Annotated in this window: 21 protein-coding genes; 9 read left to right on the forward strand and 12 right to left on the reverse strand. The window is 74.3% G+C overall.

Annotation, left to right across the window (positions count from 1 at the left end; all coding sequences use genetic code 11):
* Positions 1-81: 81 nt before the first annotated feature.
* On the forward strand, positions 82-2,322 hold the full coding sequence (locus SXIN_RS04440) for an MMPL family transporter (protein ID WP_095756611.1): 2,241 nt from the start codon (positions 82-84) through the stop codon (positions 2,320-2,322).
* Positions 2,323-2,395: 73 nt separating this feature from the next.
* Here SXIN_RS04440 and SXIN_RS04445 read toward each other — a convergent pair whose 3' ends face one another.
* The 7 genes from SXIN_RS04445 to SXIN_RS04475 all read right to left on the reverse strand — a co-directional run bounded on the left by SXIN_RS04445 (position 2,396) and on the right by SXIN_RS04475 (position 9,538).
* Positions 2,396-3,199, reverse strand: a complete 804-nt coding sequence (locus tag SXIN_RS04445) for an ABC transporter ATP-binding protein (protein ID WP_019710762.1) — start codon at positions 3,197-3,199, stop codon at positions 2,396-2,398.
* A complete protein-coding gene (locus SXIN_RS04450; RefSeq protein ID WP_039823128.1) occupies positions 3,192-4,133 on the reverse strand; it encodes an ABC transporter permease in 942 nt (313 codons plus the stop codon). Before SXIN_RS04450 ends, SXIN_RS04445 begins: the two co-directional genes overlap by 8 nt.
* A gap of 118 nt (positions 4,134-4,251) precedes the next feature.
* On the reverse strand, positions 4,252-5,133 hold the full coding sequence (locus SXIN_RS04455) for a glycosyltransferase family 2 protein (protein WP_039823130.1): 882 nt from the start codon (positions 5,131-5,133) through the stop codon (positions 4,252-4,254).
* A gap of 11 nt (positions 5,134-5,144) precedes the next feature.
* Positions 5,145-5,924 (reverse strand): CDP-alcohol phosphatidyltransferase family protein, encoded by a 780-nt coding sequence (locus SXIN_RS04460; protein WP_050931028.1) that lies wholly within the window; start codon positions 5,922-5,924, stop codon positions 5,145-5,147.
* On the reverse strand, positions 5,902-6,963 hold the full coding sequence (locus SXIN_RS04465; RefSeq protein ID WP_019710766.1) for an iron-containing alcohol dehydrogenase family protein: 1,062 nt from the start codon (positions 6,961-6,963) through the stop codon (positions 5,902-5,904). Before SXIN_RS04465 ends, SXIN_RS04460 begins: the two co-directional genes overlap by 23 nt.
* Positions 6,951-7,703, reverse strand: coding sequence for a phosphocholine cytidylyltransferase family protein (locus SXIN_RS04470; RefSeq protein WP_019710767.1), 753 nt, complete (start codon positions 7,701-7,703; stop codon positions 6,951-6,953). Before SXIN_RS04470 ends, SXIN_RS04465 begins: the two co-directional genes overlap by 13 nt.
* Positions 7,700-9,538: a DUF5941 domain-containing protein gene (locus tag SXIN_RS04475; protein WP_095756612.1), complete on the reverse strand. Its 1,839-nt coding sequence runs from the start codon at positions 9,536-9,538 to the stop codon at positions 7,700-7,702. Before SXIN_RS04475 ends, SXIN_RS04470 begins: the two co-directional genes overlap by 4 nt.
* Positions 9,539-9,975: 437 nt before the next feature.
* Here SXIN_RS04475 and SXIN_RS04480 point away from each other — a divergent pair, with 437 nt between their 5' ends.
* Together SXIN_RS04480 and idi are read left to right on the forward strand one after the other, a co-directional pair.
* Positions 9,976-10,920: a cation diffusion facilitator family transporter gene (locus SXIN_RS04480; RefSeq protein ID WP_095756613.1), complete on the forward strand. Its 945-nt coding sequence runs from the start codon at positions 9,976-9,978 to the stop codon at positions 10,918-10,920.
* 233 nt (positions 10,921-11,153) lie between these two features.
* Positions 11,154-11,780 carry an isopentenyl-diphosphate Delta-isomerase gene (idi, locus tag SXIN_RS04485; protein ID WP_039823134.1) on the forward strand — a complete coding sequence of 209 codons (627 nt, stop codon included), beginning with the start codon at positions 11,154-11,156 and terminating at the stop codon, positions 11,778-11,780.
* 181 nt (positions 11,781-11,961) lie between these two features.
* Here the strand turns inward: idi and SXIN_RS31935 are convergent, their stop codons facing one another.
* On the reverse strand, positions 11,962-12,375 hold the full coding sequence (locus SXIN_RS31935) for an ATP-binding protein (protein WP_019706858.1): 414 nt from the start codon (positions 12,373-12,375) through the stop codon (positions 11,962-11,964).
* A gap of 1,258 nt (positions 12,376-13,633) precedes the next feature.
* Between SXIN_RS31935 and SXIN_RS04495 the strand changes: the two genes are divergently transcribed.
* The 5 genes from SXIN_RS04495 (at position 13,634) to SXIN_RS04510 (ending at position 19,374) form a co-directional block, all read left to right on the forward strand.
* A complete protein-coding gene (locus SXIN_RS04495) occupies positions 13,634-14,482 on the forward strand; it encodes an enoyl-CoA hydratase/isomerase family protein (protein WP_095756615.1) in 849 nt (282 codons plus the stop codon).
* A gap of 165 nt (positions 14,483-14,647) precedes the next feature.
* A complete protein-coding gene (locus SXIN_RS04500; protein WP_019710772.1) occupies positions 14,648-15,517 on the forward strand; it encodes an SCO6745 family protein in 870 nt (289 codons plus the stop codon).
* Between the two features lie 169 nt (positions 15,518-15,686).
* Positions 15,687-15,812, forward strand: coding sequence for an LPFR motif small protein (locus SXIN_RS32700; protein WP_019710773.1), 126 nt, complete (start codon positions 15,687-15,689; stop codon positions 15,810-15,812).
* Positions 15,813-15,923: 111 nt separating this feature from the next.
* Complete coding sequence (locus SXIN_RS04505; RefSeq protein WP_095756616.1) at positions 15,924-18,326, forward strand: Tex family protein; 2,403 nt, start codon at positions 15,924-15,926, stop codon at positions 18,324-18,326.
* A gap of 100 nt (positions 18,327-18,426) precedes the next feature.
* Positions 18,427-19,374, forward strand: coding sequence for an EamA family transporter (locus tag SXIN_RS04510; RefSeq protein WP_050931030.1), 948 nt, complete (start codon positions 18,427-18,429; stop codon positions 19,372-19,374).
* Here the strand turns inward: SXIN_RS04510 and SXIN_RS04515 are convergent.
* From SXIN_RS04515 to SXIN_RS04530, 4 genes are all read right to left on the reverse strand, one after another.
* Positions 19,361-21,046, reverse strand: coding sequence for an ABC-F family ATP-binding cassette domain-containing protein (locus SXIN_RS04515; RefSeq protein WP_019710776.1), 1,686 nt, complete (start codon positions 21,044-21,046; stop codon positions 19,361-19,363). The genes SXIN_RS04510 and SXIN_RS04515 overlap by 14 nt on opposite strands.
* 166 nt (positions 21,047-21,212) lie before the next feature.
* Positions 21,213-22,991, reverse strand: coding sequence for a BCCT family transporter (locus SXIN_RS04520; RefSeq protein ID WP_238153928.1), 1,779 nt, complete (start codon positions 22,989-22,991; stop codon positions 21,213-21,215).
* Positions 22,992-23,252: 261 nt separating this feature from the next.
* A complete protein-coding gene (locus tag SXIN_RS04525; protein WP_095756618.1) occupies positions 23,253-24,197 on the reverse strand; it encodes an oxygenase MpaB family protein in 945 nt (314 codons plus the stop codon).
* 146 nt (positions 24,198-24,343) lie between these two features.
* Positions 24,344-25,099 (reverse strand): DNA alkylation repair protein, encoded by a 756-nt coding sequence (locus SXIN_RS04530; RefSeq protein WP_019710779.1) that lies wholly within the window; start codon positions 25,097-25,099, stop codon positions 24,344-24,346.
* 139 nt (positions 25,100-25,238) lie between these two features.
* Here SXIN_RS04530 and SXIN_RS04535 point away from each other — a divergent pair, with 139 nt between their 5' ends.
* The gene (locus SXIN_RS04535) at positions 25,239-25,967 is read left to right on the forward strand and encodes a MerR family transcriptional regulator (RefSeq protein ID WP_019710780.1); all 729 of its coding nucleotides are present in this window, start codon (positions 25,239-25,241) and stop codon (positions 25,965-25,967) included.
* The last annotated feature ends 21 nt before the right edge of the window (positions 25,968-25,988 follow it).

Here is a 25,988-nt window from a genome sequence, read left to right on the forward strand (position 1 = left end):
TTCATCCTGCCCCATGTTGACAGCAGTAACATCCTCTGCCACCTTGCATGTTAATGCCGTAAACATCGGAGGGGGATTCCCGTGTTCGACCGCATCGCCGAGTTGGCCCTGCACCGGGCCAGGCTCGTCCTGACCGTCACCGCGGTGGCGGTGGTCGCCATGGCGGCGCTGGGCTTCGGCGCCTTCGGCAAGCTGCTCAGCGGCGGCTTCGACGATCCGGCCTCACCGTCGAGCCGCGCGCAGGTGCTGATCGACGAGGAGTTCGGCGGAGAGCCCGGCCTGCTGCTGCTCGTCCGCGCGGACGGCGGCCGCATCACCGCACCCGCCGCCGAGCGCGCGGGCCGGGACCTCGCCGCCGCGCTGCGCCAGGAACCGGGGGTCTCGGGCGTCGTGTCCGCCTGGGACGAGGGGGGTTCGGCGCTCGTCTCCCGCACCGGCGACCAGGCGCTGGTCGCCGCCCGGGTCGAGGGGGACAACTCCGAGGCCGGCGAGCGCACCGCGGAACTCGTCGAGCGCTACACCGGCGACCGGGGCCCGGTCTCCGTGGAGGCCGGCGGACGGGAGGCGGTCGGCCACGACATCTCCGGGCAGGTCTCCCGGGACCTCGCCCTGGCCGAGGCCGTCGCCGTGCCCGTGACGCTCGTGCTGCTCGTCCTCGCCTTCGGCAGTCTGGTGGCCGCCCTGCTGCCGCTGGTCATCGGGGTGATCGCGGTCTTCGGCACCTTCGCCGAGCTCTTCGTGCTGGGCAGCGTCACCGAGGTCTCGGTCTTCGCCGTGAACATCACCACCGCCCTCGGCCTCGGGCTGGGCATCGACTACGCGCTGCTGCTGGTCAGCCGGTTCCGGGAGCAGCTCGCCGCCGGCGCGGAGATCCCCGAGGCGCTGCACCGCACCGTGCGGACCGCGGGCCGCACCATCGCCTTCTCCGCGGCCACCGTGATCGCCGCGCTCGCCGCCCTGCTGCTCTTCCCGCCGTACTTCCTGCGCTCCTTCGCCTACGCGGGCATCGGCGTGGTGGCCATCGCGGCCGTCGCGGCGCTCTTCGTCGTCCCCGCGCTGCTCGCCGTGCTGGGCCACCGGGTGGCCCGCAGCCGCTTCCCGTGGGCGCGGGGCGGCGGCGCGCACTCCGCCGTCTGGGGCCGGCTCGCGGCCGTGGTGATGCGCCGCCCCGCGCTGACCGCGCTGCCGGTGCTCGCCCTGCTGCTGGTCTCGGCCGCCCCGCTCCTCGGGGTCACCTTCGGCACCCCCGACGAGCGGGTGCTGCCCGAGGACGCCCAGAGCCGCCGGGTCGCGGCAGCGCTGGACCGGGACTTCCCGGCGGGCGACCGGGAGGCGCTGCGGATCGTCCTGGACGGGGCCGTACCGCGGCAGGAACTCAGCGGCTACGCACGGGAGGTGGCCGCGCTGGACGGCGTCACCCGGGTCACCACCGCCGGCGGCTCCTACGCCGGGAGCGGCGCCGGTGCGGACGCGGCCGCCGCCGGGCCGGGGAACCCTGCGCTCGGCCGGCCCGGAGTCCAGCAGCTCACCGTCGTCCACGCCCTGGAGCCCCGGTCGGACGACGCCCAGGACCTGGTCCGGGCCGTCCGGGCCGTGGAGGCACCGCCGGGAGCGGAGGCGCTGGTCGGCGGCGAGGACGCACGGCTCGTGGACGCCAAGCACGCGATCGGCTCCCGGCTCCCGGCCGCCGCCGGACTGATCGCCGTCACCACCTTCGTCCTGCTGTTCCTCTTCACCGGCAGCGTCGTCCAGCCGCTGCGGGCCCTGCTGCTCAACGCGCTCAGCCTCGGGGCGGCCCTGGGCGCCATGGTGTGGATCTTCCAGGACGGCCATCTGGCGGGGCTGCTGGGCTTCACCCCGCAGCCGACCGACACCTCGATGACCGTCCTGCTGTTCTGCGTCGCCTTCGGCCTCTCCATGGACTACGAGGTCTTCCTCGTCAGCCGCATCAAGGAACTGCGGGACGCGGACCCGGAGGCCGCCCCGGCCGCCGCCGTCACCGGCGGGCTGGCCCGCACCGGGCGGATCGTGTCCATGGCCGCCGGCCTGCTGGCCGTGAGCTTCTTCGCCTTCGGCACCGGCGAGGTCAGCTTCATCCAGATGTTCGGACTCGGCACCGGACTCGCCATCCTCATCGACGCCATCGCCGTACGGGGCGTCCTGGTACCGGCCGCCATGCGGCTGCTGGGCCGGTCGGCCTGGTACGCGCCCGCGCCGCTGCGCCGGCTGCACCGGCGGATCGGGCTGACGGAGGGCGAGGCGCCGCCCGGGCCCGGGGCCGCCGGGGAGTCCCGTCCGCTCACGGGGGTGCGGACGGGCTGACACGGCGGAGCCCCCGCCGGGACGGTGAACCGTCCCGGCGGGGGCTCCGTGGTGCGCGGGGGCGGTGTCCGGGCTACTTCGCGGACTCCTTCTCGTACGCCTTGATGACCTCGTCGGTCGGCCCGTCCATGCGGAGCTTGCCGCTCTCCAGCCACAGCACCCGCTCGCAGGTGTCGCGGATGGACTTGTTGTTGTGGCTGACCAGGAAGACCGTGCCGGCCTCCTTGCGCAGCTCGCGGATACGGGCCTCGGAGCGCTTCTGGAACTTCCGGTCACCGGTGGCCAGGGCCTCGTCGATCATCAGGACGTCGTGGTCCTTGGCCGCGGCGATGGAGAAGCGCAGCCGGGCCGCCATGCCGGAGGAGTACGTGCGCATCGGCAGGGTGATGAAGTCGCCCTTCTCGTTGATCCCGGAGAAGTCGACGATGTCCTGGTAGCGCGTGCGGATCTGCTCGCGGGACATGCCCATCGCCAGGCCGCCGAGTATGACGTTCCGCTCACCGGTGAGGTCGTTCATCAGGGCCGCGTTGACGCCCAGCAGGGACGGCTGGCCGTCGGTGTAGACCTTGCCGCGCTCGGCGGGCAGCAGCCCGGCCACGGCCTTCAGCAGGGTGGACTTGCCGGAGCCGTTGGAGCCGATCAGGCCGATGGCCTCGCCGCGGTAGGCGGTGAAGGAGACGCCCTTCACGGCGTGCACCTCCCGCATCCCGGCCGGGGCCTTGCGGCGGATCAGCCGGTTGAGGGCGGCGGTGGCGCTGCCCTTGCCGCGCGGGCCGCCGTTGACCCGGTAGACGATGTGGAGATCGTCCGCGATGACGGTGGGCACGCGCGATGCGGGGACGCCACCGGCGTGGGTTTCGCTGTGCTGCTCAGCCACGGCCGTAACGCTCCTCAGCCTTCCAGAAGTAGATGAACCCGCCGATGCCGGCGAGCAGAGCCCAGCCGAGGGCGAGGGCCCAGACGTGGCTGGGCAGGTTCTCCGAGCCATAGCCGTCGATCAGCGCGAAGCGCATCAGGTCCATGTAGACGGCGGCGGGGTTGGCCAGCATCACCTCGCCGAACCAGCTCGGGATCTGTTCCGCCCGTTCCAGGATGTAGCTCAGGGGGAACATCACGCCGGAGGCGTACATCCAGGTGCGGGTGAGGAAGGGCATCAGCTGGGCCAGGTCCGGGGTCTTGGCGCCAAGTCTGGCCATGACCATGGCCAAACCGGAATTGAAGACGAACTGCAACAGCAGAGCCGGGAGCACCAGGAGCCACGACAGCCGCGGATAGTGGCCGAAAGCGACCAGGATCCCCACCAGAACGATCATGGAGAACATGAGCTGCTGGAGCTGCTGGAGCGAGAAGGAGATCGGGAGCGAGGCCCGGGGGAAGTGCAGTGCCCTCACCAGCCCGAGGTTCCCCGAGATCGACCGGACACCGGCCATCACGGAGCTCTGGGTGAAGGTGAAGACGAAGACGCCGGTCACCAGGAAGGGGATGTAGACGTCGTCGTCCAGACCGCCCCGTGCACCGAGCAGCATGCCGAAGATGAAGTAGTACACCGCCGCGTTCAGCAGCGGTGTCGCCACCTGCCAGATCTGGCCCAGCTTCGCCTGGCTGTACTGGGCGGTCAGCTTGGCCTGCGAGAAGGCGAGGATGAAGTGGCGCCGTCCCCACAGCTGCCGGACGTACTGCAGCAGAGAGGGCCGGGCCCCGCTCACCGTCAGTCCGTACTTCGCGGCGAGCTCGGCCGGGGACAGGCCGTCGTCGGGGGAAGGCGGGGCGCTCACCGCGACCGCACCCTTGTGCGATGTCGTCTCACTCACAAGTGGAAACTTTCGCTCTCTAGATACGCAGCCAGAAGGAACAACGCAGCCATGTGGGGCCGACCCCGGCTCGGCCCGGTCCCCGGGATACGTCCGATGCTCTCAGGGGTAGAGCTTGTCAGATGATGGGAGGCCGGCCCAGTCGGGTCAGGCGCCATACCGTACGCCACTTCATGGGACGGCGCGGTCCGCAGGGTGACCGCCAGCCTTCGGCGAAGCCCCCGAACCAGGCGCGCAGGGCCGGGCCGGACGGGCGGCGCACGAGGGTGAGCAGCAGCCACACCCCCAGATACAGCGGTATGAGCGGCAGCGGGAGGTTGCGGCGGGCCAGCCAGACCCGGTTGCGGGCCACCATGCGGTGGTAGACCGCGTGCCGGCTGGGGGCCGTGGTGGGGTGGAAGAGCACCAGGTCGGACCGGTAGTCGATCATCCAGCCGGCGTCCAGGGCCCGCCAGGCGAGGTCGGTCTCCTCGTGGGCGTAGAAGAAGTCGTCCGGCAGTCCGCCGACCTGCTGGAAGACGGCCGTGCGGACCGCGTTGGCGCCGCCCAGGAAGGTGGTCACCCGGGAGGAGCGCATCGGGTCGGAGGCGCGCAGCCGGGGGACGTGACGGCGCTGGGTGACCCCGGTGTCGGGGTCGGCGATCCGGAAGCTGACGATGCCCAGCTCCGGGTCGGCGGCGAAGGCCCGCCGGCAGAGTTCGGCCGTGTCGGAGTTCGGCAGCAGGCCGTCGTCGTCGAGGAAGAGCAGGACGTCGACGTCGCGGCCGCCGGGCCCGAAGGCCTCGATGCCGACGTTGCGCCCGGCGGGGATGCCGACGTTCTCGGGCAGCTCGATGGTCCTGACGGTCAGGTCGGGCACCGTCAGCTCGGGCAGCGGCGAGCCGTTGCCCACGACCACGACCTCGATCGGGTCGCCGTCCTGCTTGGCGACCGAGTCGAGGAGCGCGCGCAGCTCCTCGGGGCGGTTGCCCATGGTGAGGACCACCGCCCCGAGCCTCATCGCGGGGGCGCTCACTTCAGCCTGCTGGAGGCCAGGACGGACACGAGGTGGAGCAGCGTCTGCAGCATCGCGATGCCGGCCAGCACGGCGACCCCGAGCCGGGAGAAGAACAGGTCGTCCCGGACCGCGTCGAGGACCGCCAGCGCCAGGATCAGCAGGGACGCCTCGACGCCGAGCACGAGCCGGTGGAACTTGAGCGCCGCGGCCGCCCGGCGGGCCAGCGCCATACCGGACGAGCGCGGCTCGGACGCCGCCTCCTTGACGGGCGGCAGTCCGCCCTGGTGGCGGGCGACGCCGACGAGGTCCGTCTCGGCCTTGATCAGGACGGCGCCGAGGGCGGCCAGGGTGCCGAGGAACGCCCACAGCCAGTCGATGCGCCCCTCGCCCCACAGGTCGGCGGCGCGCAGCCCGAAGCCGACGAGCACGGCGGCGTCGCACAGATAGGCGCCGACCCGGTCGAGGTAGACCCCGCCGAGGGAGAACTGCTTCTTCCAGCGGGCCACCTCGCCGTCGACGCAGTCCAGCAGCAGGTAGAGCTGGACCGCCAGCACGCCGAGCACGGCACCGGTGATCCCCGGCACCAGCAGGGCCGGGGCGGCGAGGACACCGAAGACGGTCATCACGTAGGTCAGCTGGTTGGGCGTGACCCGCGTGTTCACCAGGTGCCGGTCCACGCGCAGCGAGAGTTCGCGCATGTAGAGCCGGCCGGCCCAGTGCTCGCCGCTCCGCCGGTCCTTCACGCCCGGGGGGTGAACGACCGGGCGGAGTTCAGCTACTGATGGCTTTGGCATAGTCGGCGTAAGCGTCCCTGATCTGGTCGGTGGAGAGGTTCCGGTGCTCCAGGATCGTGTAGCGCCCGGGGCGGGTCTTGGGCGCGAACTCCACGGCCTTGACGAACTCCTCGTCGGTGAAGCCGATCTCGCCGGGGAGCACCGGCAGACCGTGCCGCCTCAGCACCTCGACCATGTGCGCGGACTGCTCGCGGGCGCCGCGCAGATGCATCGCGAAGGCGGCGCCGAGCCCGCACTGCTCGCCGTGGGCGGCGGCGCGCTTGGGGTAGAGCAGGTCGAGGGCGTGGTTGATCTCGTGGCAGGCGCCGGAGGCCGGCCGGCTGTCGCCGGCGACCGACATGGAGATGCCGGTCATGACCAGGCCCTCGGCGAGCACGGTGAGGAAGTCGTCGTCCCCGCAGCCGCCGGGGTGGCGCAGCACCGCCTCGCCGGACTGCCGGGCCATGGCGGCGGCCAGGCCGTCGATCTGCTCGCCGGTCTCCCGGTGGGAGAGCTCCCAGTCGGCGACGGCGGAGATGTTGGAGATCACGTCGCCGACGCCGGAGCGGACGAAGCGGATCGGGGCCTCGCGGATCACATCGAGGTCGATGACGATCGCGATGGGGTTGGGCACCCCGTAGGAGCCGCGGCCCGCGTCGTTGTCGAGGGTGGCGACCGGCGAGCAGAGACCGTCGTGCGAGAGGTTCGTCGCGACGGCGACCAGCGGGAGGCCGATCCGCGCCGCGGCGAACTTCGCACAGTCGATGATCTTGCCGCCGCCCATGCCGACGACCGCGTCGTAGTGGCCGGACTTCATGGCGTCGGCCAGCTTGATCGCCTCGTCGAGGGTGCCGCCGCCGACCTCGAACCAGGCCGCTCCGGGCAGCGCCGGCGCGAACCGCTCGCGCAGCGCCGCCCCGGAGCCGCCGCTGATCGCGATGGCCAGCTTGCCGGAGGCGGAGATCCGCTGGTCGACGAGGAGCCCCGCCAGGTCGTCCAGTGCGCCGGCGCTGATGTCGACGACGACCGGGGACGGAATGAGACGGGTCAGTACCGGCACGCGATCTCCCGTCCACGGGCGAGGTCGTCGTGGTTGTCGATCTCGACCCACCGGACATCGCCGATCGGGGCGACGTCGATCTTGAAGCCGCGGTTGACCAGCTCCTGGTAGCCGTCCTCGTAGTAGAGGTCGGGGTCCTTCTCGAAGGTGGTCTTCAGCGCGTCGGCCAGCTCGGCGGCGGCCTCGGCCTCGATCAGGGTGACGCCGATGTACTCGCCGGTGGCCTCGGCGGGCTCCATGAGCTTGGTGATGCGCCGGACGCCCTTCTCGGGGTCCGTGATGACCTTCATCTCCTCGTCGGCGAGGGACTTCACCGTGTCGAGGGCGAGGATGATCTTCTGCCCCTGCCCGCGGGCGGCGAGCAGGGTCTTCTCGACGGAGACCGGGTGCACGGTGTCGCCGTTGGCGAGGATCACGCCCTGGCCGAGGACGTCACGGGCGCACCAGAGGGAGTAGGCGTTGTTCCACTCCTCGGCCTTGTCGTTGTCGATCAGGGTGATCTTGACGCCGTACTTCTTCTCCAGGGCCTCCCGGCGCTCGTACACGGCCTCCTTGCGGTAGCCGACGACGATGGCGACCTCGGTCAGGCCGACCTCGGCGAAGTTGCCCAAGGCGATGTCGAGGACGGTGGTGGCCTCGGGGTTGTCCGCGGGGCCCACCGGCACCAGAGCCTTGGGCAGGGTGTCGGTGTAGGGGCGCAGACGCCGTCCGGCGCCGGCTGCCAGCACGAGGCCGATCATGCGGGTTCTCCTGTTTCGTCGTGTACGGCGGGTGCTCCGGAGGAGACCCAGAAGCGGATGCTCTCGATGAGCACCGCGAGCGCGATGACCGCGGCCAGGGCGGTCAGCGCGATGGTGAAACCTGTGGCGGGGAGGAGGGCGGCGGCGGCCGTGACCGCGAGGACCCGTCCCTCCTGTCCCCCGACCGCCCGTACCAGCCAGGCCGGCGGGGCGCCGGTGCCGCCGCGGATGCGGTACACCGTGTCGTAATGATGATAGGCCGCGGCCGCCACCAGCCCGAACGCCGCGGGCAGGGCGCCGTCCGTCTCCGCGCGGGCCGCCAGCACCAGGATGGTGCCGTACTCGGCCGTGCGGAAGAGCGGGGGGACGAGCCAGTCGAGGGGACCGGTGAACGGGCGGGCGACGGCGAGGCCGGACAGGGCCGCGTAGCCGAGGGCCGCGACGGCCGGCCAGGGGCCGCCGGACGGGGTGAACGAGGCCGTGAGCAGGATCAGCGCCGTGGCGAGCAGGGCCGCGGCGGGCGCGCCGAGGAGGGCGGGCAGCGCCCGGGCCGGGGCCCGCAGGGCGCGGGCGGCCGCCTCGGCGAGCGGTCCGGAGTCGGCGAGGTCGGCCAGGGCCCGCCCGGCGCGGGCGGTGCGGGGGCCGCGGCGGGCGAGGGAGCGCAGCAGCCGTCCGGCGGTGGTGTAGCAGGCGGCGAGCGCGCAGCCGACGAGCAGGACGGTGAAGACGGTGCGGGGGGTGGTGAGCGCCGTCAGGACGGCGATCAGCGCCCAGCGCTCACCGATGGGCAGCACGATCATGCGGCGGACCCAGACGGTCCAGCCGACGCTGTCGAGCCTGCCGGAGATCGCGGCGGCGGGGCTGGTGTTGCCGGGGGCGTCGTGGTCGGCCTCGTTGAAGGCGAAGTCGACGACGTGCCGCACGGTCTGCAGGATCATCGCCGCCAGCGCGAGGGCCCAGACGTCGTCACCGCCCCGGGCCGCGCCGAGCGCCAGGCCCGCGTAGAAGGCGTACTCCTTGGCCCGGTCGAAGGTGGCGTCGAGCCAGGCGCCGAGCGTGGAGTACTGGAGCGAGTAGCGGGCGAGCTGGCCGTCGGTGCAGTCGAGGACGAAGGAGAAGAGGAGCAGCAGCCCGGCGGCGGCGAAGCCGGGGCGGGTGCCCGTCGCGGCGCAGCCGGCGGCGATCAGCGCGGTGATCAGCGAGGCGGTGGTGACCTGGTTCGGCGTGAGGCCGCGGCGGGCGCACCAGCGGGCGAGATAGCGGGAGTAGGGGCTGACGAAGAAGGTGGTGAAGAAGCCGTCGCGGGCCTTCACGGCGGTACGCAGCCGCACCTGCTCGTCGTCCGTCTCCGCGAGGGCGGCGAGGGCCTGTTCGCGTTCCCGGGGGCCTTCGGGCACGGTGGCGGTCAGCACGCCGAGTTCGGGCCGGTGGACCCGCTCCCCGGCGGCGGCGAGCGCGGCGGCGGCCGCGTCGGGGACGGAACCGGCCGTCGCCCGGGGGACGGCGCCCTCCCCGGCGGGAGGCGCGGCCGGCCCGGCCGGGGGCGCGGCGAGGGCGCGCAGCAGGGCCGCCCGGGCGGCGGGCTGTGCCGTGACGGCGCCGGGGACCGCGGCCGCCGGGAAGCGGGGGTCGGTCAGCGCCAGCCGCAGCGCGTGCCGGTGGGCGACGAGGCGGGTGTCCACCACGGCCACGCGCTCCCCGGCGGGTACGGCGCCGGCCCGGGCGGCCAGCTCGCCGTCGTCCGCCGCCGTGACCACGGTGAAGCCCAGCGCGCGGAGGTCACTCGGCAGTTGCTCCCCGGTGACCGGCGGACCGGTGAGGATGGCGGTCGACAGACGAACTCACTCCTTGGCAACTGGCATGACCGGGGCGCGGCACACGGGGGCCGCGGGCAGGCTCCACCCGGCTGCTCACCGTGGGTGGCACGTCGGCAGAGGCTATCCGATCGGCGGAAGCCGCCGTTCATCGGCCGTTTACCCGTGGCCGGACGGGGGCAGGCACTTCCGGCCATCCCGGCCATCCCGGTCATGCGAAGCCTCCCGGGCCGCCGGCTGCGGGCGCCTCCGGTCCGGCCCGGCCCCGCCCTCCTCCCGGGCCGGGGGACACCGGGCGCGGCGGCCCGTCGCCGGCCGGAGCCGCGGGCGCGAACGCGCAGGCCGGAGACGATGACAACGGTGTTCGGTGCCATGTTTGCGGATACCCCCGGCCCGTAGTTCACTGGCCGGACGGCACGGCGGGGAGGGCCGCCGGCGCGCGGACGGAGGGCGGTTCGATGGGGGCAGGACACGGCCACGGGCCGGTCGGCGGTGCCTCGCCGGCCCGTACGGGCACCGCCGCCGCGGCGCACCGGGGCCGGCTGCGCATCGCCCTGGGGCTGACCCTGACGGTGCTGTTCGCCCAGCTGGCGGGCGGGCTGATCACCGGCTCCCTCGCCCTGCTGGCGGACGCCGGGCACATGGCCACGGACGTCGTCGGGCTCGCCATGGCGCTGCTGGCCATCCGCTTCGCCAACCGCCCGGCGAGCGAGCAGCGCACCTTCGGCTACGCGCGCGCCGAGATCCTCGCCGCGCTCGCCAACTGCCTGCTGCTGTTCGGGGTCGGCGGCTTCGTGCTGTACGAGGGCGTGGAGCGGCTGTTCCGGCCCACCGGGGTGGAGGGCGGGCTCGCCGCCGTGTTCGGCGGGATCGGCCTGGTGGCGAACGTCATCTCGCTGCTGGTGCTGATGCGCGGGCAGCGCGAGAGCCTCAATGTCCGGGGGGCCTTCCTGGAGGTGCTGGCGGACACCCTGGGCTCCGTCGCCGTGATCGTCTCGGCCCTGGTGATCACCGTCACGGGGTGGCAGCGGGCGGACGCGGTGGCCTCGCTCGTGATCGGCCTCATGGTGGTGCCGCGCGCGTGGAAGCTGCTGCGGGAGGCGGTGGACGTGCTGCTGGAGGCGGCACCGCGCCATGTGGACATGGCCTCGGTGCGGGAGCACATGCTCGCCCAGCCGGGCGTGGAGGACGTGCACGACCTGCATGTCTGGACGATCACCTCGGGGCTGCCGGTGCTGTCGGCGCACGTGGTGGTCAGCCCGGAGGTGCTGGACGCGCTGGGCTACGAGAAGCTCCTGCACGAGCTGCAGGGCTGCCTGGACCGGCACTTCGACGTGGAGCACTGCACCTTCCAGCTGGAGCCGGGCGGGCACGCGGAGCACGAAGCGGGCCTGTGCCACTGAGGCCGTCGAGGGCCGCTGAGGCCGGCTCCCCGTCCTCCGTCTTCTCCGCGTCGCGTCCGCCTCTCCTCGTGCCGTCCGCCCGGCGCGGGACCGGCACACACCGGGATACCCCGTCAAGAGGTGGCAAGTGGCCCTTTGGGGCATCATTCGGGTGTACCTCCGGATACCCGGCGAAGCGGACCGCCCGGTCCGTACGGCAGACTGGTTCGTCGTAGCCGAACCGAAGGATGGCCATGCCGACCACACCAGCCACGACGGCTGAGACCCGCTCCCAGCGCCCCGCCGGGGCAGCGGGACCGGTGCCGGGGGGCACCGCTGAACCGATCATGCTCGAACTGGTCGACGAGAGCGGTGTGACCACCGGCACCGCGGAGAAGCTCTCCGCGCATCTGCCGCCCGGCCGGCTGCACCGGGCCTTCTCGGTCTTCCTCTTCGACTCCGCGGGGCGGCTGCTCCTCCAGCAGCGGGCGCTGGGCAAGTACCACTCCCCCGGTGTGTGGTCCAACACCTGCTGCGGACACCCGTACCCCGGCGAGGCGCCGTTCGCGGCGGCCGCCCGGCGCACCGCCGAGGAGCTGGGGGTCTCACCGTCGCTGCTGTGCGCGGCGGGCACGGTCCGCTACAACCACCCGGACCCCGCCTCGGGGCTGGTGGAGCAGGAGTTCAACCATCTCTTCGTCGGCCTGGTCCAGGACGAGCCGCGGCCGGACCCGGAGGAGGTCGGCGAGACGGCTTTCGTCACCGCCGCCGAACTGGAACGGCTGCACCGGGAGCGGACGTTCTCGGCCTGGTTCCCGACCGTTCTCGACACCGTGCGCCCGGCCGTCCGCGAGCTGACCGGGCCGTCGGCCGGCTGGTAGGACCGCCGGCAGGACCCTCCCGCCGCCACCGGGTCCGCCCGGGGGGCGGCGGCCAGCGGGCTCCGCGGACGGATCGGGCCCGGCCGGGGCGACTCCCCTCGGGGGCCCGGCCCGGTGTGGGCCCGTGGCGGCCGCGGGGTCGTACCGCCTCCCGGGCGACCGGGTGGGCGGGGTGCGCCGCTCACCCGCCGGGCGCGCCGTGCCCCTCCCTTCCCGGGCCGCCGGGGAGCGGCAGCCTGACCCACACCGTCTTGCCGCCGCTCGCGGTCCGGTCGACGGCCCAGACGCCGCCCGCTTCACGGGTGAGCGCCGTGACGAGCAGCAGCCCGCGCCCGCCCGTGTCGAGCCGGCCGGCGTCCAGGGCCGCCGGACGGTAGGGGTGATCGTCCTCGACGGCCACTCTGATCCAGCCCGCACCGGCGGAGACCTCGATCCCGATCTCCGGGGTCAGCAGGGCCGCGTGCCGCGCGGCGTTGGCGACCAGTTCGGTGACGACCAGCAGCACGGTGTCCATCAGCTCCCCGCGTACGGGCACCGCGCGGCGCACCAGCAGATCGCGGACCGCTGAACGGGCCCGGGGCGCCGCGGAGTCCACGCACGGTGCGGTGAACCGCCAGGCCCCCGCGTACGGGGGCTCCTCCTGCCCCGTCCCGAGCGGGGCGGGGGGCTCTCGCGGTACGGGGGGCTCCCGTCCCGTTTCCGTCTCCCCCGGTCCGCTCTCCCCCGGCCGGCGCCCGACGGGGGCGGGGGGTGCGCCGGGCCGCGAGGCGGAGGGCGACTCCCGGGCCCGCTGGTGCTCCGGCCCTCCGGAGGGCTGTCCGGGCCGTGGCCCGGGCTGCCCGGCGCGTCCGCCGGGGCGCTCGTACGGTGCCTCGGAGCCACCACCCGGAGCGGGAGTGGTCTCCGGGGGCCGCCCGTGCTGCCGCGCGGAGAACTGCCCCGGCGGCAAGGGGGCTTGGTATCCCGGGCCCTCTGGGTGTCCCGGGTGCTCCTCCGGTGGCCGCCGCCGGCGACCGCCGGCGACCGCCTCCGCCGCCGTGGGGCGGGAACGGGGGCGCGCAGGGGGATGCGGGGGGTGAGGGCCGGGCGTCCGCGGGCCGGGCGGCTCCGGCGGCTCCTGCGGTTCTCCCGTCCGCGAGGGCCCGGGCGGCTCCGGCGGTACGGCCGGCGCGGGCGGTGCCACCGGGGCGGGCGGTGCCACCGGGGCGGGTCCCGTCGGCCCGGGCGGCGCGGGCGCTCCGGGGGGCGCGGGCCGTCCGGGCAGTGCCACCGGCCGGGGCGGCCCGGCCGGTTCCGGCGGCAGCGCCGGGCCGGGCGGCAGCTGCGGGCGGTCCTGTCCGGCCGGTGCCTCCCGTCCCGGCTCCGGCCGCGGCGGCGCGGGGGACGGGCCGTCCGCCACCGGCCGTCCGTCGGCGGTCCGCGCCCGGTCCGGTGGTCCGTCCTCCCAGCTCTCCATCTGCCCGCCCCCTCCGGTTCGGAGAGCTCCCCTCCCGCCCCGCGGTCGTGCCGGGGCAGCCGGGCACATCCGCGTCGCGGCTGCTTCGCTCCCGGACCGATGCTGGCAACGGAACGGTCGAATCCGGTCTGCTGCCCGGAAGTGTGCGCCGATCGACAAGTTCTGAGCGTTCCCGTCCGCCGTCGCCGTTCCCGGCGACCGCCCCGGTGTCCCCGCCATCCGGGCCTCCGGGGCGGAGCACAGCGTCCATGCCGTTGTCGGTGGGGTTGACGGGGCTCCTGAGACCGGTGAAGCGGAGGATGAAGGCCAACGCGCCGGCGGTCCCTGCCGCCCGAGGCCGTCCGGCCCGCCCACCTCCCCGTCCCTGCCTTCCGAGGGCCCGGATAGCATCCGGCGCATGGCCCTCTCCCCCTCCGCCGGTTCCGCCGCGGGCACCGGCTCCGCGGTCCCCGCCGGCACCCTGCTGTGCGAGGTCCGCGACGGCGTCGCGACCGTCACCATCCACCACCCGGCGAAGCGCAACGCGATGACCGCCGCCATGTGGCGCGAGCTGCCCGTGCTGCTGGAACGGCTCGCGGCCGACGCCTCCGTACGGGTCCTGGTGCTCACCGGCTCCGGGGGCACCTTCTGCGCGGGCGCCGACATCGCCGAGCTGAGCGGCGCCGGAAGCGAGGACGGGGACGAGAACGGGGCCGGGGACGGGAAACCCGCCGGCGGCGGGACGCAGAGCCTGGCCGTGGCCGCCGAGGAGGCGCTGGCCGCCTTCCCCAAGCCGACGCTCGCCGCCGTCCGCGGCTACTGTGTGGGCGGCGGCTGCCAGCTCGCCGCGGCCTGTGACCTGCGCTTCGCCGCCGAGGGGTCCTCCTTCGGCGTCACCCCCGCCCGGCTCGGCATCGTCTACCCGGCGACGGCCACCCGCCGTCTCGCCGGACTGGTCGGCCCGGCCACCGCGAAGTTCCTGCTGTTCTCCGCCGAGCTGATCGACGCCGGTCGCGCCCTGCGCACCGGCCTGGTGGACGAACTGCTGCCGCCGGAGGACCTGGACGGGCGGGTCGCGGAGTTCGCCCGGACCCTCGCCTCCCGGTCGCTGCTGACCCAGGCCGCCGCCAAGGAGTTCGCCAACGGCGACGCCCGGCCGGAGCGGGTGGCCCACTGGGCGGAGCAGGCCCGCGGGAGCGGCGACACCGCCGAGGGCGTCAGCGCCTTCCTGGAGCGCCGCCCGCCGCGCTTCACCTGGGCGGGCTGAGCACCGGCGGCCGCCGGTCACCCGTGCGCGCCGAGCGGCCGTAGCCCGGCATGGTCCACGGCGGACGTGGCGGGCGGAGCAGGCGGGGCAGGCGCCCCGGGCCCCGCGGGCAGCGCCGGCGACCGCCCTTCCCCGGCCTCATTACCGGCGCGTAACCTGCCGGGCATGACGACGACCTCCCTGCCCCCGCGTGCCGGACGGCACTGCCACAACGCTGTCAACCCGCTGCACTCGGCGCTCTACTTCTCCCCGGACCTCGGCCGGGAGCTGGCGGCCCTCGGACTCGGCAGCTCCCGCGCGGCCTACTTCGCGGCCCGCTCCGCCCCGATGGGCGCCGTCGGCGCGGGCACCGTCACCGCCACCTTCTACAACTTCAGCCATGACCTGGTGGCCCGGCACGTCCCCGCGATGTGGGAGACCGCGTCCCCCGAGGCGGTGCTCGCCGCCCGGCTGCGCGCCGCCGACGCGACCCTGCGCCGGCTGCTCGGCGAGGACGTCATCGCCTCGCCCGGGATGGCCGAGGCCGCGGAGCTCGCGCTGCGCGCCGCCGAGGCCTGCGGGCGGTCCGGACGGCCCCTGTACGCGGCCCACGCCGACCTGCCCGTACCGGAGGAGCCGCACCTCGCCTTCTGGCACGCGGCCACACTGCTGCGCGAACACCGGGGCGACGGCCACGTCGCGCTGCTCGTCGGCGCCGGGCTGGACCCGCTGGAGGCCCTGGTCAGCCATACGGCCAGCGGGCGGGGCATGGCACCGGCCTGGGCCCTGCGGACCCGCGGCTGGACGGAGGCGGACTGGTCGGCGGCACAGGACCGGCTGCGGGACCGCGGACTGCTCGACGCCGCCGGGGAGCTGACCGACGCCGGCACCGGGCTGCGCAAGACCCTGGAGGAGGAGACGGACCGGCTGGACCGGGCCCCGTACGAGCACCTGGGCGCGGCCGGTGTCGAGCGGCTGACCGCTCTGGCGGTCGAGTGGCGGAACGCGGCGGTGATGGCCGGCGCCTTCCCGCCGGATCTCTTCGGCAAGGGCTGAGCGGCCGCGCGGCGGGCGGACCGGCGGGCATGGCGGGGCGCGGGCGGATTGTTTGGACCTGCCGCATCCGGTCAGACGCGGTGTACGGCCGCACGGATCAGGAGGATCCGTGCACACGGCCGCGAAGCGGACGTAGCCGTCAGAGCACGCCCGACCAGAGGAGGACCACGTGTTCCGTGCCATCGCAGACGCACTCCGGGCCGTCGGCGGCGCCCTGGCCACCGTCGTCACCCTGCCCTTCCGTGTCCTGAGCAAGCTGTTCGGCGGCGCCTCCCGCAGCACCCGCCGGGTCTGACCGCGACCGCCGCTCCCGTCGGCCGCGCCCGGCCGACGAGTCACCGGCCCGGCTGTCCGTGCCGCCTGCCACAATGCAGTCTCCAGCACGACGACAAGGCGGAACGGGATCGTGACGACGTCGATTGAGGGCAGGATCGCCGAGGAGCTCGGCGTACGGGAACAGCAGGTCAGGGCCGCCGTCGAGTTGCTCGACGGCGGCTCGACCGTGCCGTTCATCGCGCGCTACCGCAAGGAAGCGACCGAGATGCTCGACGACGCGCAGCTGCGCGCCCTCGAGGAGCGGCTGCGCTATCTGCGCGAGCTGGAGGAGCGGCGCGCCGCCGTCCTGGAATCGGTGCGGAGCCAGGGCAAGCTCGACGCCGCCCTGGAGGCGAGCATCCTCGCCGCGGAGTCCAAGGCGCGGCTGGAGGACATCTACCTCCCCTTCAAGCCCAAGCGGCGCACCAAGGCGCAGATCGCCCGGGAGGCCGGGCTGGAGCCGCTGGCCGACGGCCTGCTGGCCGACCCCTCGGCCGAGCCGAAGGCCGCGGCGGCGGCCTTCGTGGATCCGGAGAAGGGCGTCGCGGACGCCGCCGCGGCGCTGGACGGCGCCCGGTCGATCCTCACCGAGCGCTTCAGCGAGGACGCCGACCTCATCGGCGAGCTGCGCGAGCGGATGTGGACCAGAGGGCGGCTGACCGCGAAGGTCCGGGAGGGCAAGGAGGAGGCGGGCGCCAAGTTCGCCGACTACTTCGGCTTCTCACAGGGCTTCACCGAACTTCCCTCGCACCGGGTCCTCGCCATGTTCCGGGGCGAGAAGGAGGACGTCCTCGACCTCGCGCTGGAACCCGAGGAGCCGGAGACGGCCGGGGCACCGACGGCCTACGAGGCGGCCATCGCCCGGCGGTTCGGGATCGCCGACCGGGGCCGCCCGGCGGACCGCTGGCTGGCCGACACCGTGCGCTGGGCCTGGCGCACCCGCGTCCTCGTCCACCTCGGCATCGACCTGCGGCTGCGGCTGCGGCAGGCGGCGGAGGACGAGGCCGTGCGGGTCTTCGCGGCGAACCTGCGCGATCTGCTGCTGGCCGCCCCCGCCGGCTCCCGCGCCACCATGGGGCTCGACCCCGGCTTCCGTACCGGTGTGAAGGTGGCCGTGGTGGACGCGACCGGCAAGGTCGCCGCCACGGAGACGATCTACCCGCACGTCCCGCAGCAGAAGTGGGACGCCTCCCTCGCCACCCTGGCCCGGCTGGCCCGAGAGCACCGCGTCGAGCTGATCGCGATCGGCAACGGCACCGCCTCCCGGGAGACGGACAGGCTGGCGGCCGATCTCATCGCGCGCGAGCCGGAGCTGAAGCTCACCAAGGTGATGGTCTCCGAGGCCGGCGCCTCCGTGTACTCGGCCTCCGCCTTCGCCTCGCAGGAACTGCCCGAGCTGGACGTCTCGCTGCGCGGCGCGGTGTCCATCGCCCGCCGGCTGCAGGACCCGCTCGCGGAGCTGGTGAAGATCGACCCCAAGTCGATCGGCGTCGGCCAGTACCAGCACGACCTCTCCGAGGTGAAGCTGTCCCGCTCGCTGGACGCGGTCGTGGAGGACTGCGTCAACGGCGTCGGGGTGGACGTCAACACCGCCTCCGCGCCGCTGCTCGGCCGGGTCTCCGGCATCGGCGCCGGGCTCGCCGAGAACATCGTCGCCCACCGCGACACCCACGGCCCGTTCAAGACCCGCAAGGAGCTCAAGGACGTGGCCCGGCTGGGGCCGAAGGCGTACGAGCAGTGCGCGGGCTTCCTGCGGATCCAGGGCGGGGACGACCCGCTGGACGCGTCCAGCGTGCACCCGGAGGCGTATCCGGTGGTGCGCCGGATCGTGCGGTCGGCGGACAGCGACGTGCGCGGACTGATCGGCAACACGGCCGTGCTGCGCAGGCTCCGGCCGGAGGAGTTCGTCGACGACTCCTTCGGGCTGCCGACCGTCACGGACATCCTGAAGGAGCTGGAGAAGCCGGGCCGCGACCCGCGGCCGGCGTTCCGCACGGCCGCGTTCAAGGAGGGCGTCGAGAAGATCGGTGACCTGCGGCCGGGGATGCTGCTGGAGGGCGTCGTCACCAACGTCGCCGCGTTCGGCGCGTTCGTGGACGTCGGGGTGCACCAGGACGGCCTGGTCCACGTCTCCGCGATGTCGAAGACCTTCGTCAAGGACCCGCGGGACGTGGTGAAGCCGGGCGACATCGTCCGGGTGAAGGTCCTGGACGTGGACATCCCGCGGAAGCGGATCTCGCTGACGCTGCGGCTGGAGGACGAGGTCCCGGCGCCCGGCGCGGCGGCCCCGGCCGGAAACGGCGGTGAGCGGCGTCCGGGCCGTGCGCCCCAGCCCCGGCAGGGCCGGCCAGGCCAGGGCGGCCGGGGCGGCGGCGCGGGCCGGGGCGGGAACCGGGGCGGCGGCGGCCGTGACGCGGCCCCGGCGAACGGCGCGATGGCCGACGCGCTGCGCCGCGCGGGACTGCTGAAACCGGAGGGCGGCGGCCGCTCGTAGCGGCCGGGGGCCCGGCGTCCCCGGCCGCCGGGCCCACCCGCGCCGCCGGGTTCGGAATCCGGTTTCCGGAGGACGGCGGCGGCCGTTTAGCGTGGGGCTCATGCCCGACGACCTCGCAGTTCACGACACCTCCCCCGGGCCCGCCGCGGCCACCGGCACCGGCCGTGCCCCGTCCGGGCGGCGGGCCGGCGGGAAAGTGCGGGCCTCGGGGCTCGTCCTGGGCAGTGCCCTGTCACTGCAGTTCGGCGCGGCGGTGGCGGCCCTGCTGTTCCCGCGGGCGGGAGCACTGGGGGTGGTGACGCTGCGGCTGCTGTTCGGGGCCGTGGTGCTGATGGTGCTCTGCCGGCCGCGGCTGCGCGGTCACAGCCGGGCCGACTGGGGCCTGGTGGCCGCGTTCGGGCTGGCGCTCGGCGGGATGAACACGCTGTTCTACCAGGCGATCGAGCGGATTCCGCTGGGCACGGCCGTGACCCTGGAGGTGCTCGGCCCGCTGGTGCTGTCCGTGGTGGCGTCACGGCGCCCGGTGAGCTGGCTCTGGGCGGTCCTGGCGCTCGGCGGCGTCCTGCTGCTGGGGCGCGGGGGCTTCGACGAGCTGAACGCCGCCGGGGTCGCGTACGCCCTGGGCGCGGGCGCGATGTGGGCCCTGTACATCCTGCTGTCCGCCCGCACCGGCCGCCGCTTCGCCGGCAGCGACGGCCTGGCGCTGGCCCTGGTGGTGGCCGCCGCACTGAGCCTGCCGCTGGGGGTGGCGAGCGCCGGACGGACGCTGCTGGACCCGGTGACGCTGGGGCTGGGCGCGGCGGTCGCCCTGCTGTCCTCGGTGCTGCCCTACAGCCTGGAGCTGGCGTCGCTGCGCAGGCTGCCCGCCGCGACGTTCGCCGTGCTGATGAGCGTGGAGCCGGCGGTGGCGGCCGCGGCCGGCTTCCTCGTCCTCGACCAGGCCCTCTCGCTGGTCACCGGCCTGGCCATCGGACTGGTGGTGGCCGCGAGCATCGGCGCCGTGCTCACTCCCCCGGCGCCGCGCACCCCGCCCGTCAGCGCTCCGTGATGCGTCCCCCGGCGACCTCGATCCGCCGGGTGACGTGGACCGCGTCGAGCATCCGGCGGTCGTGGGTGACGAGCAGCAGCGTGCCGTTGTACGAGGCGAGGGCCGCTTCGAGCTGCTCGATGGCGGGCAGGTCGAGATGGTTCGTCGGCTCGTCCAGGACGAGCAGGTTGACGCCCTTGCCCTGCAGGAGGGCGAGGGCCGCGCGGGTGCGCTCCCCCGGTGAGAGGGTCGCGGCGGGACGCAGGACGTGGGCGGCGGCGAGCCCGAACTTGGCGAGCAGCGTCCGGGCCTCGGCCGGGTCCAGTTCGGGGGTGGCCGCCCGGAAGGCTTCCAGCAGCGGGGTGCCGTCCGCGCTGGCACCGCCCGCACCGCCCGTGCCGTCCGTGCCGTCCGTGCCGAAGAGCCGTCCGCGTGCCTGGTCCACCTCGCCGACGACCACGCCCGGCCCGAGCGCCGCCTGCCCGGCGTCGAGCGGGAGGCGGCCGAGGAGGGCGGCGAGCAGCGTGGTCTTGCCGGAGCCGTTGGCGCCGGTGACGGCCACCCGGTCCGCCCAGTCGATCTGCAGGTCGACCGGGCCGAAGCGGAAGCCGCCGCGCCGCACCTCGGCGGCGCGCAGGGTCGCCACGACGGCGCCGGAGCGGGGCGCGGCGGCGATCTCCATCCGCAGTTCCCACTCCTTGCGCGGCTCCTCCACCGTCTCCAGACGCTCGATGAGCCGCTCGGTCTGCCGGGCCTTGGCGGCCTGTTTCTCGGTGGTCTCGGTGCGGGCGTTGCGGCCGATCTTGTCGTTGTCGCTCATCTTGCGCCGCGCGTTCTTGACGCCCTTCTCCATCCAGGCGCGCTGGGTGCGGGCCCGGGCCTCCAGGCCGGCGCGGGTGCCGGCGTACTCCTCGTACGCCTCGCGGGCCCGGCGGCGGGCGGTCTCGCGCTCCTCCAGGTAGGCGGTGTAGCCGCCGCCGAAGAGGTTCACCTGCTGCTGCGCCAGGTCGAGTTCGAGGACCTTGGTGACGGTGCGGGTGAGGAACTCGCGGTCGTGGCTGACGAGGACGGTGCCGGCGCGGAGCCCGCGGACGAAGGTCTCCAGGCGCTGCAGCCCGTCCAGGTCGAGGTCGTTGGTGGGTTCGTCGAGGAGGAAGACGTCGTACCGGCTGAGCAGCAGGGAGGCGAGGCCGGCGCGGGCGGCCTGGCCGCCGGAGAGGGTGGTCATGGGCCGGTCGAGGCCGGTGTCGAGGCCGAGGGAGGCGGTGACGTCCTCGGCGCGTTCGTCCAGGTCGGCCGCGCCGAGGGAGAGCCAGCGGTCGAAGGCGGCCGCGTAGGCGTCGTCGGCGCCCGGCCGCTCCTCGACGAGGGCCTCGGTGGCGGCGTCCAGCGCGGCCTGGGCGGCGCTCACCCCGGTCCGGCGGGCGAGGAAGTCCCGTACCGACTCGCCGGGCCGGCGCTCGGGCTCCTGCGGGAGGTGGCCGACGGTGGCGGTGGGCGGGCTGAGCCGCACCTGCCCGTCCTCGGCGCTGTCGAGCCCGGCGAGCAGCCGGAGCAGGGTGGACTTGCCCGCGCCGTTGACACCGACGAGGCCGATGACGTCGCCGGGGGCGACGACCAGGTCGAGCCCGGAGAAGAGGGAGCGTTCGCCGTGGCCGGCGGTGAGGTTCTTGGCGACGAGGGTGGCGTTCATGAGGGTGCCGATTCTAGGGCCCGGTACGGCGCCGGCCGGACCTTCCCCGTCCCCGTCCGGCCCCCTCGGCCCCGCCGGAGCCCGGCCCCCCGGCCGCCCCGGCCGCCGGGACGCCCTCGGTCCTCCCGCGGGCGCCTCGGCCGGGGCGCCCGCGGGGCCGGTCCGCTCAGGTTCCGTCCGCGGGCTTCTCCGGGGGTCCGCCGGTGCGGTGCGGGGCGGTGTCCGGTGCGGAGGAGCCGGCCGGGCCCGGGGCCCCGCCGCCCGTACCGCTCCCGCGGTCGGTGCCGTCCTCGCCGTCCTCGCCGTCGCCCGGTCCGATGTGGAGGGCGAAGTCGCCGGCGTACTGCTCGTGGCCGGCGATCACGGCCGTCTCGATGGCCGCCTCGGCCCGTTCCCCGCGCACGATCAGCGGGTCCCGGCGCAGATCGCGCAGAAGGGCCGCACACAGGCCGATCATGACGAGGGTGAAGGGCGCGGCGGCGAGGATGGTGATCTGCTGGAGGCCGGAGAGCGCGTCGTCTCCCCCGCCGCCCACGAGCAGCATGACGGCCGCGACCGCCCCGGTGACCACGCCCCAGAAGATGACGACCATCCGGTGGGGCTCGATGGAGCCGCTCTGGGAGAGGGTGCCCATCACGACGGAGGCGGCGTCCGCGCCGGAGACGAAGAAGATGCCGACGAGCACCATGACGAGCACGGCGGCCGCGGTGGCGAGGGGGAACTCCCGCAGCACGCCGAAGAGCTGGCCCTCGGGGGTCTTCTCGTCCCCGAGCCGCCCGAGTTCCTGGAAGCGCATGGCCGTGCCGCCGAAGACCGCGAACCAGACCAGGCTGACGGTGCTGGGGACGAGGATCACCCCGCCGATGAACTGGCGGATGGTGCGGCCGCGGCTGATGCGCGCGATGAACATGCCCACGAACGGCGTCCAGGAGATCCACCACGCCCAGTAGAAGACGGTCCAGGAGGACAGCCAGCCGGCGACGTCCTCACCGCTGGCGGCCTCCGTCCGGCCGGCGAGCTGCGGCAGGTCGCGGAGGTAGCCGCCGAGGGAGGTCGGCAGCAGGTCGAGGATCAGGACGGTCGGACCGCCGACGAAGACGAAGAGGGCCAGCACCAGGGCCAGCACCATGTTGATGTTCGACAGCCACTGGATGCCCTTGGCGACGCCCGACACGGCGGACGCGATGAAGGCCACGCTCAGCACGGCGATGATCGCGACCAGCAGGCCGGTGCCCACCTGCCCCATCCAGCCGAGCTCGGTGAAGCCGCTGCCGATCTGCAGGGCGCCGAGGCCCAGGGAGGTGGCGGAGCCGAAGAGGGTGGCGAAGATGGCGAGGATGTCGATGACCCGGCCGCCCCAGCCGTTCGCGTACCGGGAACCGATCAGCGGCTTGAAGACGGAGCTGATCAGCTGCCGGCGGCCGCGCCGGAAGGTGCTGTAGGCGATGGCCAGGCCGACGACGGCGTAGATCGCCCAGGGGTGGAGCGTCCAGTGGAAGAGGGTGGTGGACATCGCGGTCCGCATCGCGGCGGCCGAGTCGGCGGGGTCGGTGCCCGGCGGCGGGTCGGTGAAGTGCGCCAGGGGCTCGTTCACCCCATAGAACATCAGGCCGATGCCCATGCCCGCGCTGAACATCATCGCGACCCAGGAGACGGTGCGGAACTCGGGCTTCTCGTCCTCGGCGCCCAGGGGGATCCGGCCGTAGCGGCTGACGGCCAGCCAGAGGGCGAAGACCACGAAGCCGGAGGCCGCCAGGACGAACGCCCAGCCGGCGTTGTGCATCAGCCCTTCGAGCATCGAGCCGGAGACCCTCTTCAGGGTCTCGGTCGCCAGTGAGCCCCAGAGGACGAACGCGAGCGCCAGCACGGCGCTGACGCCGAAGACGAGACGGTCGGTCCGCGGGGGGCCGCTGAGGTGGGGGCTGCCCGGCAGCAGGGCCACCACTTCATGGACGGGGGCGGTGTGGGCGCCGCCGCTTCCCTCCGTCCGCTGCTCGTTCTCCGACACCTCTGCACCTTTCCTCGACGATCCGGCCGGACGACCCGGCCGTGCGAACGCGGGTGTCCGATACCCGCTCACCACGCCTCGCAGTCGTCCCGGCGGCAACATGACCCCCCGTCGCCGCTTCTGTACGGAACGGTGCAACGCCGGTTCCCTCCGGCCCCGGGCCGGCCCGGGGCCGGAGGGAACCGGCGGACCTGCCGGTCAGAAAGCGCGCCGCGCCCCGCCCGGGGTCCTCCGCCCGGCGCGGCCCGGGGCGCCGCGCCGGGCCGCGCGGCGCGCCTCCCGCGCCAGGGGCAGATAGCGCAGCCGCTCGGGGAGCAGCGGTACCAGCGTCCGGACGGCGAGGCCGAACCGGCGCAGCGCCCGCTCCTGCCGCTCCGTCCACTCCAGGCCGAGGGCCCGCCGCGCGTCCGGCGGCATCAGCCCGACGGTGAGAAAGCGGCGGACGCGGGCCAGCGGCGGCAGCAGGACGGGCCAGAGGGCGCGCAGCAGAAGCCGCAGCGGCAGGGGGCCGCCGCCGGGCGGTGGCACGGGGCGGTCCGTGGCCACCAACTCCTCGACCACGGCGTTCTGTTCCAGCTCCTCGTCGAGCATCTTGCGGTAGTACGGCCAGAACTCCTCGACGGTCTGCGGCATGTCCCGGTCGTGGATGCCGAGGATGCGGCCGACCCGGAGCCACTCCGCGTAGAGCTGCCGCTCCTGGGCCTCGGTGAAGGGACGTCCGAGGTAGCGCTGCGCGTGCCGCTGGACGGGGAAGCCGGTGGCGTGGACCCAGGCGTAGTGGGCGGGGGTCAGGGCGTGGTAGCGGCGGCCGCGGGCGTCGGTGCCCCGGATGGTCCGGTGGAGCCTCCGCAGTCTGCGGCCCTCCTCGGCGGCCCGCTCACCGCCGTACACCCAGAGCATCACCGAGCGCAGCGACCGCTCGCCGCGGCCCCAGGGGTCGGTGCGGAAGACGGAGTGGTCGTCGACGCCCGCGCCGACGGCGGGGTGCGCGACTTGCAGGACCAGGGCCGAGGGCAGGGACATCAGCCCCCGGATGTCCCCGGCGATGCTCCACAGCACGCCGCCCACGGGCGGCGGCTCGGGGTCCGCGGTCCGGCGTACCGGCCCGGGGTCCGCGCCGGGGCCGGGGGTGCGGGGGTTCATGGCTCTCCCGTGTGTCCGGCGTCGGGGCTGCCCGGCAGTCCGCGGGGGCGGCGGCACCCGTACCACCAAGATCTCATGAGGCGGGCGAAGCGGCACGGCCACCGTCCCCGACGCACCGGAAACCGTCCCCGGCGCTCCGGAAGCGGTCACCGTCGCGGGGACCTCAACGCCATCAGGGAAGCCCGGGTCTCCTCGTCCAACTTCTCGAGCGCGTACCGGAAGGTGTCGCGGTTCATGTCCGTGTGCCAGGTGCGCAGGAACGCGGCCACCTCGTCCGGATGGACCGCACCGGTGACCTTGAGCAGCCACCCGCAGCCCTTCTGCACGTACACATCGTCGTCGCGCATCAGCCGGGTGCAGTTGCCGAAGACGTGGGACAGCGGCAGCTCGAACGTCGACCGCCCCACCGTGCGCCGGACGAACTTCACGACGGCGACGTTCGCGGCGCGCCTCGCCCATGGGGACGGGGACGCGACCCAGCGCCGCGTCCGCGGGATCCGGTCGAGGTGTCCCAGGAAGAAGGGGTACAGCAGCTTCAGGCACAGGTCGTCGCACTGCGCCCAGTTCGACACATATGTTCCGAGCCAGTGCTCGGAGCGCTGGAGGAGCTCGCCGCCCAGTCCGGTCCTCGCGACCCGGTGCAGGAGCGCGAATCCGAGCAGGACCTCCTCGTGGTGGGAGGCGCGCGACAGCACCTCCTCCGCCAGAGCCATCCGCGTGGCCGCGGGAACGTCCCGTCTCTCGCGGAACCAGTCGTTCGCGAGCTGTGCGACGGAGGCGTTGCGCACCCCGAGCGCGCGGATCCCCTCCGGGAAATACCGCTGCACACCGAGCGCGACATCCGCGTCGGCCTGCGCCGCGAGAGACGCCAGAAGGTCACCGGCGGCCGTTTCCACGTCCACGGCCCGGATCCTAGCCCGAGTGCGTCCGGCCCGGGCGGCGGACGGATCACCCGCTTCCGAAAGGTTTCACACGGGCGGTGAGACAGCAATACTGTTGAACACGACCGGCGCAGAGGAACGAGAGAGCGAGGCGCAGCCGATGCCCCAGGAGCTGACCGTCCACGGCCTGACGGTCGACGAGCTGGCCGCCCGCGCGGGGGTGACCGTCCGCACCATCCGCTTCTACAGCACCCGCGGGCTGCTGCCGCCCCCGGAGATCGGCCCGCGCCGGGTCGGGCGGTACGGCCAGGAGCATCTGTCCCGGCTGGCGCTGATCGAGGAACTCCGGCACCAGGGCATGACGCTGGCCGCCATCGAGCGCTATCTGCGCCGCCTCCCGGAGGATCTCAGCGCCCAGGATCTGGCCATGCACCGGGCCCTGGTGGCGTCCTGGGCGCCCGACGGGGCGGAGGAGGCCACCCGCGAGCAGCTGGAGCGGCGCGCGGGCCGGCCGCTGGAGGAGAGCGACATCGACCGGCTCGCCGCGATGAACGTGGCGGTGCGGACGGAGGACCCGGACGTCTTCCGGGTCGATCCCCCGCTGCTGCACCTGGGCGTCCGGCTGCTCGATGTGCCGGTCGGCCTGGAGACGCTCCTCGCGGCCCGCTCCGTCGTCCTGGAGCACACCCGGGCGGCGGCGCGGGAGCTCAGCCGCCTCTTCCGGGACGAGGTCTGGGAGCCGTACCGGGAGCGGGAGGAGGACCCGGACCAGGTGGAGACGGTGCGCGTGCTGTCGGCGCACATGCAGCCGCTGGTGGTGCAGGCCCTGGTCACGGCGTTCCAGCGGTCCATGCGGGAGGAACTGCGGGAGTCCTTCCCGGAGGAATGAGCGGCGCCCCCGGGCTCGCCC

It is taken from the genome of Streptomyces xinghaiensis S187 (genome assembly GCF_000220705.2).
GTDB classification, from domain to species: Bacteria; Actinomycetota; Actinomycetes; order Streptomycetales; family Streptomycetaceae; genus Streptomyces; species Streptomyces xinghaiensis.

What these genes read in the sequence shown, in the direction of transcription:
- SXIN_RS04455 (WP_039823130.1), bottom strand. Translation starts at nt 5,133, where the DNA reads ATGAGGCTCGGGGCGGTGGTCCTCACCATGGGCAACCGCCCCGAGGAG.
- SXIN_RS04460 (WP_050931028.1), bottom strand. Translation starts at nt 5,924, where the DNA reads ATGCCAAAGCCATCAGTAGCTGAACTCCGCCCGGTCGTTCACCCCCCG.
- SXIN_RS04470 (WP_019710767.1), bottom strand. Translation starts at nt 7,703, where the DNA reads ATGATCGGCCTCGTGCTGGCAGCCGGCGCCGGACGGCGTCTGCGCCCC.
- SXIN_RS04480 (WP_095756613.1), top strand. Translation starts at nt 9,976, where the DNA reads ATGGGGGCAGGACACGGCCACGGGCCGGTCGGCGGTGCCTCGCCGGCC.
- idi (WP_039823134.1), top strand. Translation starts at nt 11,154, where the DNA reads ATGCCGACCACACCAGCCACGACGGCTGAGACCCGCTCCCAGCGCCCC.
- SXIN_RS04495 (WP_095756615.1), top strand. Translation starts at nt 13,634, where the DNA reads ATGGCCCTCTCCCCCTCCGCCGGTTCCGCCGCGGGCACCGGCTCCGCG.
- SXIN_RS04500 (WP_019710772.1), top strand. Translation starts at nt 14,648, where the DNA reads ATGACGACGACCTCCCTGCCCCCGCGTGCCGGACGGCACTGCCACAAC.
- SXIN_RS04510 (WP_050931030.1), top strand. Translation starts at nt 18,427, where the DNA reads ATGCCCGACGACCTCGCAGTTCACGACACCTCCCCCGGGCCCGCCGCG.
- SXIN_RS04515 (WP_019710776.1), bottom strand. Translation starts at nt 21,046, where the DNA reads ATGAACGCCACCCTCGTCGCCAAGAACCTCACCGCCGGCCACGGCGAA.
- SXIN_RS04525 (WP_095756618.1), bottom strand. Translation starts at nt 24,197, where the DNA reads ATGAACCCCCGCACCCCCGGCCCCGGCGCGGACCCCGGGCCGGTACGC.
- SXIN_RS04535 (WP_019710780.1), top strand. Translation starts at nt 25,239, where the DNA reads ATGCCCCAGGAGCTGACCGTCCACGGCCTGACGGTCGACGAGCTGGCC.